Source organism: Sulfitobacter sediminilitoris, assembly GCF_010667575.1.
Lineage (GTDB): Bacteria > Pseudomonadota > Alphaproteobacteria > Rhodobacterales > Rhodobacteraceae > Sulfitobacter > Sulfitobacter sediminilitoris.
On sequence record NZ_JAABNT010000010.1, the window covers coordinates 88288 to 100642 of the forward strand.

13 protein-coding genes are annotated in these 12355 nt (G+C 56.0%); 11 read left to right on the top strand and 2 right to left on the bottom strand.

Annotated features, from left to right (window positions below):
- The first annotated feature begins 88 nt into the window (after positions 1-88).
- The 4 genes from GV827_RS15600 to GV827_RS15615 all read left to right on the top strand — a co-directional run bounded on the left by GV827_RS15600 (position 89) and on the right by GV827_RS15615 (position 5854).
- A complete protein-coding gene (locus tag GV827_RS15600; protein ID WP_164354744.1) occupies positions 89-1891 on the top strand; it encodes a hypothetical protein in 1803 nt (600 codons plus the stop codon).
- Between the two features lie 126 nt (positions 1892-2017).
- On the top strand, positions 2018-3319 hold the full coding sequence (locus GV827_RS15605) for a flagellar hook protein FlgE (RefSeq protein ID WP_164354745.1): 1302 nt from the start codon (positions 2018-2020) through the stop codon (positions 3317-3319).
- A gap of 23 nt (positions 3320-3342) precedes the next feature.
- Positions 3343-4761, top strand: coding sequence for a flagellar hook-associated protein FlgK (gene flgK, locus GV827_RS15610; protein WP_164354746.1), 1419 nt, complete (start codon positions 3343-3345; stop codon positions 4759-4761).
- A gap of 10 nt (positions 4762-4771) precedes the next feature.
- Complete coding sequence (locus GV827_RS15615) at positions 4772-5854, top strand: flagellin N-terminal helical domain-containing protein (RefSeq protein WP_164354747.1); 1083 nt, start codon at positions 4772-4774, stop codon at positions 5852-5854.
- On the opposite strand, the gene GV827_RS15620 is transcribed toward GV827_RS15615, so the two are convergent.
- On the bottom strand, positions 5855-6559 hold the full coding sequence (locus tag GV827_RS15620; protein WP_164354748.1) for a response regulator transcription factor: 705 nt from the start codon (positions 6557-6559) through the stop codon (positions 5855-5857).
- 159 nt (positions 6560-6718) lie between these two features.
- On the opposite strand from GV827_RS15620, the gene GV827_RS15625 reads away from it, so the two are divergent.
- The 4 genes from GV827_RS15625 (at position 6719) to GV827_RS15640 (ending at position 9653) form a co-directional block, all read left to right on the top strand.
- Positions 6719-7903 (top strand): flagellar basal body P-ring protein FlgI, encoded by a 1185-nt coding sequence (locus GV827_RS15625; RefSeq protein ID WP_164354749.1) that lies wholly within the window; start codon positions 6719-6721, stop codon positions 7901-7903.
- Entirely contained in the window at positions 7903-8217 is a 315-nt protein-coding gene (locus GV827_RS15630) for a rod-binding protein (protein WP_164354750.1), read from the top strand. The genes GV827_RS15625 and GV827_RS15630 overlap by 1 nt, the downstream gene beginning before the upstream one ends.
- Positions 8214-8699 carry a flagellar biosynthesis protein FlgI gene (locus GV827_RS15635; protein ID WP_164354751.1) on the top strand — a complete coding sequence of 162 codons (486 nt, stop codon included), beginning with the start codon at positions 8214-8216 and terminating at the stop codon, positions 8697-8699. Before GV827_RS15630 ends, GV827_RS15635 begins: the two co-directional genes overlap by 4 nt.
- 129 nt (positions 8700-8828) lie before the next feature.
- On the top strand, positions 8829-9653 hold the full coding sequence (locus tag GV827_RS15640; RefSeq protein ID WP_164354752.1) for a flagellin N-terminal helical domain-containing protein: 825 nt from the start codon (positions 8829-8831) through the stop codon (positions 9651-9653).
- Between the two features lie 119 nt (positions 9654-9772).
- Here the strand turns inward: GV827_RS15640 and GV827_RS15645 are convergent, their stop codons facing one another.
- Entirely contained in the window at positions 9773-11164 is a 1392-nt protein-coding gene (locus GV827_RS15645; protein WP_164354753.1) for a FliI/YscN family ATPase, read from the bottom strand.
- A 75-nt stretch (positions 11165-11239) separates the two neighbouring features.
- On the opposite strand from GV827_RS15645, the gene GV827_RS15650 reads away from it, so the two are divergent.
- Genes GV827_RS15650 through GV827_RS15660 form a run of 3 tightly spaced genes read left to right on the top strand, consistent with a single transcriptional unit; the run spans position 11240 to position 12346 of the window.
- The gene (locus GV827_RS15650) at positions 11240-11593 is read left to right on the top strand and encodes a flagellar basal body protein (protein WP_164354754.1); all 354 of its coding nucleotides are present in this window, start codon (positions 11240-11242) and stop codon (positions 11591-11593) included.
- A gap of 18 nt (positions 11594-11611) precedes the next feature.
- Complete coding sequence (gene flgC, locus GV827_RS15655) at positions 11612-12022, top strand: flagellar basal body rod protein FlgC (protein ID WP_164354755.1); 411 nt, start codon at positions 11612-11614, stop codon at positions 12020-12022.
- A 9-nt stretch (positions 12023-12031) separates the two neighbouring features.
- Positions 12032-12346: a flagellar hook-basal body complex protein FliE gene (locus tag GV827_RS15660; protein ID WP_164354756.1), complete on the top strand. Its 315-nt coding sequence runs from the start codon at positions 12032-12034 to the stop codon at positions 12344-12346.
- Positions 12347-12355: the final 9 nt, after the last annotated feature.

The window sequence follows — 12355 nt, forward strand, 5'->3', positions numbered from 1 at the left end:
TCAGATGGCAGTCTGTTGCAAAAACAAATTTTCATATCTACAAGGATAAGGCAAGTTATATTGTCTTTAACCAAGAATAAAATTGAGCATGCAAACCATATCACTCTTTATCGCGGCGACAGTTCTTGCATTTGCGGGAATCGATGCAGGCGCGGCAACAAAAGAAGAGGCCGTGACCGCCCCTGTCGCGCGCACCTCCGCCCGAGCAGGCGGATGGCGTGGCGACCTTGATTTGCAGCACTGGTCGACCGGTACTTTTCATCGTGATCTGGTCGAGACAATTCAGAACCTGAGCGCTGCGCATGGATCAGAGCGGATTGGCGTCATGCTTGATGCCGCAGAGCTCTACCTGACACACATGCTGCTCTACGAAACATCTTCGACGCTTGCCGGGATCAATCCGACCCTTCCTGACCATACGAGGCGCTATGTTGCGTTAAGCCATGCGCAGACCTTGCTGGGCGGCGAGGCGGTTTCTTCGTTTGATGCCTCGCCGCTGGCAGATCCGGACCGGCCTGACAGTGCTTTCTGGCGTGCTCTTCAGGCGATCGCTGTCGGGGATGTCGGGATGCTGAACGATAACATCGAGGCCAGCTTTACTGGTCTTGGCCTGCAATCCCGCGCGGTTCTGCGCGCCATGCTTCCTGTCTTTATCGAAGCTGCGATTGAAACAGAACACTTTAGATATGCTGAGGCAGCGCTGAAGCTGATGTATGAACTGCCGGATCTGGATTATTCACCGACAGGCTATTTTCTGAGAGGCCGTCAAGAAGAGAGGCAGGGCAACAATTCTTCTGCGCTTACGGCATATTTTGAAGCCGCAAAAGGATGGGATCAGTACGCGGCCCGCGCACGGCTTGCCGTCGCAGATATGTCCTTGAGCGATGGCACTGATGGGGCGCTTCTGGCGGCACAAAGCATTTTGGCCGACGGACTTGAGGCGTGGCGTGGGGGCCAGCACGAGGTGGAGATCCTCAAGCGCCTTGCGCGGGTTCTTTCTGCACGCCGGGACGATGTCGCAGGCCTTCTCACACTTGGAAAACTGATCGCGCGGTTTCCTGCTGCGAAGGAAGCCGAGGTTGCAAAAGCTGAGGTACAAAAGTTGTTGGAGCAACTTTATAGCAAAGGCGGCGAAGGGCAGTATGCGCTGGCCGACTGGATGAAGGCGCATCTGAAATTTCTGCCTTTCTTTCGCACCTTGCCAGACTTTGCCCGCCACACAGAAACCTTTGCCGACTACCTTCTGGCGCTTGGTGCCACCGACCTTGCCGCAAAGGAGTTTCAGCGCGCAATCCGGCTTTTGCAGGAAGTGGAGAGCGCCGCATCAGAGACAGCGCTGCAAGATTTGTTTCGTCTTAACTTAAAGCTGGCAACCGCACAGATGCGCGGGGGTCTCCCGCAAGACGCACGCACCACCCTTGAGCTGATGGATGTGGCGCCCGGCCCGCAGAACGCGCAAGATCACGCCACGATCAAGGCGTCTGTGCTCGCCGAACTGGGCGACAGGCAGGCGCTACTGGATACGGTGGTTCCGACACCATCTTCTGATCATCAGCGTAGAATGGCGATGGCATTGGCCGAAGAGGGTCAATGGGATAAATCGCGCGACATTCTGGCGGAGTTCTGGGCCCAGCAGCCAAGCGCGTTTTCGGTGCAGGATGCCACGCATCTGCTGATCGCGGCGAACAGATCCAACGACGCGCAGACCCGAGACAGGGTCATCCGGGCCTTTCCGGGACTGACAAATAACAAAACATTAGTTGAACTGGCTGAAAGTTTGAGTGCCGAAGTACCAACCCTTCTATTACTGAGCCACGATCAGGCCGCCGCGCGTCTGGACAAGCTGGACGAGGCTTTTGAAAGCATCAAAAATTCCGGAATATCACCCTGAAAACTTGATGAGAAAAATACTACACCAAGTTCAAAAACAAAAATAATTCATTGAACTTTAACCTTCCTTAAAACCCATCTGTGTATGTCTATCGGTGAGGCAGAAAAAAACAATAAAGGTGGTACAATGAGCATCTCAAGCGCGCTTCAGATAGGTGTGAGCGGTCTTCAGGCCAACTCGAAGATTGTTGGAAGCATTTCTGAGAACATCGCGAACGCAAATACCGTCGGATATCGACGCGGGTTTGCGCATATGGTCACGACAACGGCATCGGGCGTAAATGGTGATGGCGTCCTGTCAGTCGCTGCGGTGGGCCAACTGGACATGTCCACTGCGGGCGGCCTGATCTCCACGAATTCAGCGACCGATATGGCGATTGGCGGCAACGGGTTTTTCGCCGTTTCGATGAATCCGAACGAAACTGTTTCTACGAACTATCTGCTGACGCGCGCGGGATCTTTCCTGCCGGATGCAAACGGCGATCTGCGCAATGCCGCCGGATACTATCTTGCGGGTTTCCCTTTTGGGCTGGACGGAACAATCGGATCTGTTGACCGCAGCTCGTTTGATCAGATGGAAACCGTGAACATCGGCAATTTTAATATTTCCGCCGGTGTCTCGACAGAAATCTCTGCCTTCGGCAACCTGCCGTCGCAAGATACCGGCATCGCAACACCCGGCGCGCCCTTTGCTACCTCTTCAGAGTATTTTACCCCTCTCGGCGAAAGCCAGAGAATTTCCTTTTCCTGGGCTCCCACCACGACGGCCAACATGTGGGATTTGTCGATCTCGGATCAGAACGGCGACCCACTTGGAACGGTATCAGTTGAATTCAATGACTCAGGACCAGAGGCCGGCTCGCCACTTGCCTATACCGGCGCTGCATCTGTGGCCACGGCACCTGCGGACTTTGTGTTTGACCCCCTGACCGGCGCTGCAACGATCACCCTGAACAACGGGACCGTGCCGCAGGTCCTTGATATCAATCTTGGCGCGCCAAACTCCTTCGATGGGATCACGCAGTTTGCCGGGGACTTCAGCCTATCGTTCGACCGCGACGGCTCAAGCGTGGGAGAGCTGGTGCGCAGCGAGATTTCCGAAGACGGCACACTCTTTGGCGTTTTTGACAACGGGATGCGGCGGGCGCTGTATCAGATTCCTGTCGCCATCGTGGACAATCCCAATGGACTTATCGAAGCCAAGGGCAACGCCTACAAGCTATCTGGTGAGAGTGGCTCGTTCTCAGCGCTTGAGGCCAAATCTTCAACAGTTGGTTCGATCAACGCTGGTGCTCTAGAGTCCGCCAACGTGGATATCGCGCAAGAGATGACCGAATTAATCAAGGCGCAACGCGCGTTTTCAACGAACGCCAAAATCATCACAACCGCAGACGAACTGATGGAAGAAACAACCAGATTGAAGCGCTAGGTTTGGTATCGCCGGAGCAATAGATGAGTCTGACTGGAGCCCTTAATTCAGCGACGTCGGGTTTGCGGACAACGCAGACCCTGTCGCGCGTGGCGGCTGACAATGTCTCCAACGCGCTAAACCCGGGATATGTGCGGCGTCGCGCTTTGCTGGTGACACCAGGCACCCACCAAAGCGGTGCAATGGTGAGTGAGATCCGCCGCGAGGTAAACGCGTCCCTGCAACGGATGTCGCGACACGAAACCGGCAAGATGGCGCGCTATCAAGTGGTTCAGGAAGGTTTACGCAGCTACACCGCATACCTTGGCCAACCCGGCGACGGGTCTTCACCCGCTGACAAGTTCAGCGCATTTCAGAACAGCCTGACGACGCTTGTGAACATGCCATCATCAAACGGGGCGCAATCGGGGGCGGTTCTGGCGGCCGAAGACCTTGCGCTTTCGATCCGCAATGCTGCACAGACTCTTGGGACCACGGCCACGGAAGTGGACATGGAAATACGCTACGAAGTCGCGGATCTGAACCAGGCGCTTTATCAAATGCGCGAGCTGAACATCCAGCGGCGTGATTTTCGTCCGGGGACGCTGGAATCCGCACAATACGATGAACAAATCGATCTTGTACTCGATCAGATCTCGGGCATCGTAGACATTCGGTCTACCGTGTCATCCAATGGATCGGTCAGCATCTATACCCGGGGCGGGGCCGCTCTTATTGAAGGGGATCAGGTCCAGGATGTGACCTTTAATCAGGGCGATGGCACGCTGATGGCCGGTATGCAGGACATCACACCGTTCAAGGACGGAGTCCGTGGCCTTCAACAAGGCAGCCTTGTGGGTTTGTCTGAGTTGAAGCGCGAGGTGATCCCGCGGTTCAAGCTGCAACTGGACGAATACGCGCGCGGCCTGATTGAAACCTTTGAAAACGCTGATGCGACCGTCACAGCAGGACAACCCGGTCTGTTTACGGACAATGGTATGGCGTTCAACCCTGCAAACCTTGACGGGTTGGCCGCGCGGCTTCAGGTCAACGACCAGATATCGCTGCAGGGTGATGCCGAGGTTTGGCGCATCCGGGACGGCCTTGGTGCCGCCGCACCGGGCGATGTCGCGGATTCAGCGCAAATTTCAGCCTTTGTCGCGGCATTGAACAACCCGCTTGGTGCTGCCGTCGATACTGGCATTCCGGTCACCGTCACATTGCGCGATTTTGGCGCTGAGATGGTGACAAGTCAGGCCAGCGAACGCGCCCGCGCCGAGAACGACTTTAATGCCGCAAGCTCTGCTGCAGAGGTGGTTCTGGCCGCACGGCGCAACACGGAAGGCGTGAACATCGACGATGAAATGCAACAATTGTTGCTGATTGAACAAAGCTATGCGGCAAACTCCCGGATCCTGACCACGGTATCCGAGATGATTGACACGCTGATCGCTTCATTCTGAGGGTCGCACTATGGTTTGGAACGTCGCCAGCACTTCTTCGTATCAGTTCAATCTGTTCAGTCGCCAGAACGTGCAGCGCACTTCGCTTGAGCTTCAGCGCGCTGGACAAGAGGTGTCGACCGGGCGCAAGGCGGATATCTATGCCGATCTGGGACCGCGATCCACATCTGTCATGCGCTTGAGGGCAAGCGAGGCGGACAATCAGACATTCATGCAGTCGAACGATGTCTTGGGCAACAAGCTGCAAGCAATGCTGACCACAATCGATTCTGCCCGCGATCGTTTGCAGGGCGTGTTGCAGACAGCAATTGCAAATGTGGCCACCCCTCAGAACGGAGCCGCGGTTTTGCAGGATCAGGCAAAGTCCGCGCTTGAGAGCGTGATTTCCACACTTAACACAAGCTTTAACGGCGATCACCTGTTTGCGGGTCTGCAATCTGATACCCCGCCGCTGGTTCGCTGGTCCGAGATCAATGCGACCACTGGTCTGTCACCAGAGGATGCGATGACCTCAATCTTTGGAGGTGGACCTGTGGATGCCGCAAGTGCCACGGCGATAGCGGATCAGATCGATCAGGCCTTTGCGTCAAACGACACCGGCAACCCTGCCCGCAATTACGAGGCCACCTTCTATAATGGATCACCGGAACTGGATGGCGGCGGTCAGCCGACCAAGCAGGTGAATGCATGGGTGAACAACGGCCAGGAAGTTGTTTATGGCGCGCGGGCAAATGACGAACCCTTCCGCGAGGCGATCAAGGGACTTGCGATGCTGGCTGTCACGGATGTGAGCCAAATGGACGAGGCCGCTTACAGCACATGGATGAACCGTGTGGTCGACGCGCTAAGCAGTGCCCAGGAAGGCATGCTGGGTGTTTCTGCCCGCGTTGGTTTCAACCAGCAGGTTGTGGAAACCACACAATCGCAGCTGACTGACCTGTCACTGGTCAGGCGCACGCAAATATCTGACTACGAAAGCGTCGACCCCTACGAGGCAATCACCCGCATGCAAAGTCTGGAAACACAGCTTCAGGCAAGCTACCAAGTTTCATCAAGGCTGTCAGGTCTGTCCATCCTCAACTTCCTGCGCTGATCAACCCGCCTCGGACATCGGCTCCGGCACGCTCAGCTTGTAGCCGCGACCGTGTACCGTCTCGATATACTGCCAGCCACATTCAGATGCGGATGCGAATTTCTTGCGCAGTTTGCAGATGTAGACATCAATCACCTTGTCAAAGGGCTGATCTATGCTGGCACCATAAACGGCGTCATAGATCGCGTCCTTTGAGATCACCTTGTTGGAATTCAGCGCGAGGTGCTGAAACACAGAGTGTTCGCGCTTGGACAGCTTGATCCGGTTGCCGGATACCACCGGGTCACGCCCGTCAAAATATGCGGTCAGCTCTCCCAGAACGACACTATCTGCGGCGTGTCCACACAGCCTGCGAATGATCGAGTTTGTCCGTGACAAAAGCTCGGTACCCCGGATAGGGCTGACGATCACATCGTCGGCACCGAGGTTCAGAAGTTCGGAAGTATCCTGTGCATTGCGGAAATTCCGCAGCACGATAACCGGATTGGCGCAACCTGCATTGCGGATTGCACGTATATGGTCGCGTACATCTTCGCTTTCGCCCAGAAACACAGAGTAAATTTCCTGCCCCGGCTGCCGCAAAGCGCCCAAGCCCGATTGAAAGAATTCTGCCGTAACGAACTGGGCTTCAATGCCGACGCTGCGGAGCTCTGACGCCAATCCTTTGCGCCGCTCTTCCTGCTGTTCGAAGACATACACACGCATAATTTGCCAACCCTGCCCAATTCTTTCTATCCTTGAGTGTTAGCAAGGAAAGATTATGCAATCAATCCTTAATTATTCTTTAATTTTGATGTTTGCCATGAATTAATAACTGATGTACAAAAACAGAGTAAACTGTACTTTAACTTTCGGATCCTGATGATGTTTGGACGATGGATTGATCTGAGCGCCTTGCGATGGCTCCACAGTCTGAAATTGGCTGTATTGACCTGTGCTGTCTTGGGGCTTGCAGTGCCTGCGACGGCAGAGGTGCGGATCAAGGACATCGCAAACTTTGAAGGCGTGCGCGAAAACCACCTGATCGGCTACGGTCTAGTTGTTGGCCTGCTTGGGACCGGCGACAAGCTCAGCTCAAGCCCGTTCACCCGCGAATCCATTCGCGGCATGCTGGAACGCCTTGGCGTCGCAAATCTGGAAGGCGACACACTCAAGACAAAAAACACGGCTGCTGTGATGGTCACGGCCAAACTCCCTCCCTTCGCGCGACGCGGCTCACCGATCGATATCACTGTGTCATCTTTGGGCGATGCGACCAGCCTGCGGGGCGGTACGCTTCTGGTCACGCCCCTGACCGGGGCTGATGGCGCGGTCTATGCGGTTGCGCAAGGCGCGGTTGCCACGTCAGGTTACAATGTCGAAGGCAACGCGGCTTCGGTTGTCGAGGGTGTGGCGACCATCGCAAAGATAGAGAACGGGGCAATCGTGGAACGCGAGGTCGATTTCGATCTCTACCAGATGAACAGTGTCCGCATCGCCTTGCGGACGCCTGATTTCACAACGGCAGCACGGATGCGTGACGCGATTGTGGCCAAGCTGGGGCCGCGTTCGGCAGAGGTGCTGGATTCAGGCACTGTCGAGGTCTGGATCGGGGACAAGGGCGATGTCCCCGGCACCATTACTGCCGTCGAAAATCTGACGCTCACGCCTGATAGCATCGCACGTGTTGTGGTGGACGAAAAATCAGGCACCATTGTCATGGGGGCGGACGTCCGTATCGCGCAGGTCGCCATCAGCCAGGGTGGCCTGACCGTGCGCGTGAAAGAGAACTATCAGGTCAGCCAGCCCGGTCCAATCAGTGTTGGCGGAGATACAACCGTGATCTCCGGCAGCCCGATCAACATCGGCGGCACCACCGTCGTTGTGCCAGAGACCGAAATTGAGATCGAGGAAATCGACGGCAGTTTTACCATCCTGCGCGGTGACGTGAGCCTTCAGGAACTGGTGGACGGGTTGAACGCCATCGGTGTGGGCGCGCGGCAGACCATCGCGATCCTTCAGGCCATCAAGGCCGCCGGTGCTTTGCATGCAGATCTGGAGATCATCTGATGACAAACCCTGTCGACCTTTTCAGGCAAGCCCCCCTGCCCCTGCAGGAGAAGGGCAGTCTTGACGCCGCCAAGTCCGTCGAAACGGCCCGTGATTTCGAAGCGGTCTTTCTGACCCAGTTTGTAGACCAGATGATGAAAACGACGGGCGACACCGCTTTTGGCGGAGAAAAGCAGGCCGAGATGTGGCGGTCGTTCATGTCCGAAGCCGTGGCAAAGCATCTGGTGGAACAGGGTGGCCTTGGGCTGACAGGTCACGTTGAAAAGATGATCAACGCCTATGTGCAGACACCGACAAAAGGTCAGGAGCCATGATCCCACGCAAGAAATTCCGCTTTGGCGAACGGGACGCCAGCAAACCTTCGGCGCAAATTCAGCTGACAGCGGAGGACGAACAGAACCTTGACGCCTATGTCATCAAGATCAAAGAGACCGTTACGATCCTCCGCAAGGAAATGAACGCGATCAAGGAAGGGGAGCTTGAGGCGGTCAGCAACCTTTTTGACGAAAAATCCAGAGTGCTGAAATGGCTCGAACTGCGCACACCGCTGGTTGAGCCATTTCTGAACCACGAATTCGCGCAAAAATTGAATATCAAAGGCCATTTGATCGAGTTGCGAAAATATATTGAAGAAGATGGTGCCATGTTGTCACGCATGGCTGTCGCCGCTCGGACGGTCTTGCGCGAGATCGAAAAAATAAACAATCGCAATACCTTGGGTGGTGTATACGGTAAGTCAGGCGAAAAGATCGGTAACGCTTCGGGCGGCAGGATCAACGTGGACGAAGAACTCTGATCGCTTTTTTCCGAAAACTCTATTTTCTTTAACCTGCCTTTAACCTCAGCAGCTACTTAGCCCCTGATGGCCGCAGAGCCACATTCAGTCAGAAGCCTGAAGAAATAAGAGAAACGAGGAGAGCATTAAATGGCGTCCATTCTCACCAATAGTTCCGCAATGGTGGCCCTTGCCACCCTGAATGATATTAACCGTGGTCTGAACGAGACCCAGAACCGTGTTTCCAGCGGCCTCGCAATTCGTTCCGGTAAAGAAAACGCCGCCTACTTCGCCATCTCTGAGACGATGAAGGGCGACAGCGGCATGTTCAAGGCCATCAACGAAGGCATGACAGCAACAAAGAATTCTGTTGCTACAGCCCGCCTTGGTGCCGAAACAGTCAGCGATCTGGCACAGCAGATAGTCGAGCGTATCGCCTTTGCTCAAAGCAACGGTATCGACAAAGACGCTGTTCAGACAGAACTCGATGCTCTTGTCAACAACATGCAATCTGCGATTGACCAGGCGACATTCAACGGTGATGATCTTGTAAGCGGTGCCGCCGCATCCGTGAGCGTTGTGACAGGAATTTCTCGCGCAGGCCCAACATTCGCAACAACAACGATCTCATTCACTTCAGTTGACCTACAAACTATTCAGACAAATCTTGCAGCCATTGATCTGGTAGCGTCAATTGACCTTGAGGCCGATCTGGTCACCGCCGAAGCCGAGCTTCAGAACGCCATTGCGGCGGCGACATCGCTTGGTGTGACTGAAAACACCCTCGAAGGTCAGATGCAGTTCCTCGACAGCCTGACCGATACACTGGATTCCGGCGTCAGCTCCATGGTGGATGCGGACATGGAAGAAGAAGCGGCACGCCTGCAGGCCTATCAAGTCCAGCAGCAGCTCGCGACGCAGTCCTTGTCCATTGCGAACCAGTCTCCACAGAACATCCTGAGCCTGTTCCGTTAATTCGAAGCAAGGCTGAGATAACCAGGTAGGTTTGCCCTGCGAACGTAATCCAAACCGGGCGGAGTTATGACGACCCCCTCCCTGAATTCAGCCGGTCATCTGCAAAGATGGCCGGTTTTCTATTGCACCGGGGCTTCGAGCGCCGCCCGTTCAGCTGCCTCGAAGAACTCTTTCAGAGGATCCTCGATCCCCGCTTCCAGCACCATACGGTACATTTCGGCAAAGCTTTGGCTTGCCGGTATCATTTCTCCACGCTGCTGCGACAGGAACGGACTGGCCGCGTGGAAAAAACGGACGGCCTCGTCGGTACGCGGATCAGACCCTTCTTTATACGCCCCCAGCCGGATCAGATCTTCCATATCAGCATAACGTCCCAAAGCCTTGCGTGCGGCCTTCGTGATCTCAAACTCCTCAGGGGAATGACAGCCCGGCAGCATCCGCGACAACGACCGCTGCAGATCAATCGCCGGGAACCGCCCCTGTTCGGCAATCCGGCGGTCTAACACCAAATGGCCATCGACGATGCCACGCACCGCATCCGCGATCGGTTCGTTCATATCGTCACCATCCACCAGCACCGTATAAAGGCTGGTGATGTCGCCCTCCCCTTCCCGGCCCGGCCCGGCGCGCTCAAGCAGATGCGGCAATTCGCTGAATACGGACGGCGGGTATCCCCGAAGCGTCGGCGGCTCGCCCCGCGCCAGACCAATTTCGCGCTGCGCCATCGCAAACCGAGTCACGCTGTCCAAAAGCAACAGCACCTGCTTGCCTTGGGTTTTGAAATACTCCGCAATCGTCGTCGTGGTCAGCGCCGCCTGCTTGCGCAACAGCGGTGCCTCATCACCGGTCGACACAACGACAACGGCTCGCGCCATCCCTTCGGTGCCCAGATCTTCCTTGATGAACTGCTGCACCTCGCGCCCACGTTCACCGATCAGGCCGATGACGATCACGTCGGCGTCCGTGTTGCGCGCCAGCATCGCCATAAGCGTGGACTTGCCCACGCCCGATCCGGCAAAAACACCCATGCGCTGACCCTGACAGATGGGTGTAAAGACATCGACGCACTTGATCTGCGTCTCCAGCTTTGCCCCCACCTGCTTGCGCTCAAAGGCACCCGGAGGATGCGCCTTGACCGAGGATTTCCTGCGCGGCCGTGGCAGGCGCGAATACTCTGACAACGGTCTGCCAAGGGCGTCGACAACCGTCCCGATCCAACTCTCGTCGGGGAAAACCATGTCATCCAGCTCAAGCAGCTCGACCGGATCACCCACAGCGACGCCTTCCCAGTTGCCAAACGGCAAAAGGCACAGGTCTGACCCCTGCGCGCCAACCACCTCACCGTCAATAAAGCCCTTGCGCCCCTGCACCCGGCAGCGGCTGCCGATCCCGGCAACGGCCTCAAGCCCGTTCACGGTCAGGGTCAATCCGACGATGGCGCGGACGCTGCCAACGGTCTTTGCGCTGGAGGATGAATAGATGGTATCCTGCAAATCTAAAAACGTTGACATCAGGATTTAAACCTTCCTTAATCTTGCTATTCTTGCTATTCTTGCTATATACCAAGAATAAATAATGAGTCCATGATGAACACAGAACCAACATCAATCTTTGACCTCGCCCCCAAGCGCCTGCAGTGGCTCGCCACCCGGCAAAAGGTCGTGTCCGAGAACATCGCAAACGCCGATGTGACCGAATACCGGGCCAAGGATATCGAGAGTTTCGCCAGCTACCTCGACGACGCGCGGGGCTCTGGTGGTTTGCCGGATGCGGACGTGACCGAAGCCGAGGTGAACTGGGGTGAGGACATGTCAGGCAACAACGTGGTGTTGGAAGAGCAAATCATGGAAGCAAATGCGACCGCTGGCCAATTCAGGATTGCGGCAAGTCTCTACCGCAAGGCGCATGAGATGCTGCACACCGTGGCCGGCCGCCGCTAAGCCCAAGGAAACTGACGAATGGACCCTCTCAGCAGTATCAGCACAACAGCAGCCAGCGGGATGCGGGCGCAGGCCGAGCGTTTGCGTATCGTGTCAGAGAACGTAGCGAACTCAAGCTCGACCGCGCAGGAGCCGGGCGGTGACCCTTACCAGCGCAAGACGATCTCTTTCGACTCCTCCACTGACGAACGTACCGGGGCCGCCATTGTGACCGCAGGCGATATCGACCGCGACAAAGCCCCTTTCACCCTTCGTTTTGACCCTTCGCATCCTGCCGCGGATGAGAACGGCTACATCAAGCTGCCAAACGTGAACCCCCTGATCGAAATGAGCAACATGCGCGAGGCGTCCCGCAGCTATGAGGCAAACCTATCAATGGTCGAAAATGCGCGCGATATGCGTCGTCAGCTTGTCGATATGTTGCGGTAAGGGACTGATATGACTGATTTCTCTGCCATCCGGTCTTCCTATGTGCAGGCTGCCTATTCCAAGGCGGCTGAAAACAAACCTGCCGCGGCCGATGTCAAACCAGCAGGCCCCGATTTTTCGACAATGGTCGCCAATGCCGCGCAAGAGGCCGTCGAAACGGTTCGTACCGGTGACACGATGGCGATTGCCGGTCTGAACGGTCAGGCCGGGTTGCAGCAGGTGGTCGAGGCGACCATGGCGATGGAAAGCACGGTTCAAGTGTCCGTCGCCCTGCGCGACAAGCTGGTCGAAGCCTATCAGGACGTCATGAGAATGCCGATCTAGGCCGCGGCA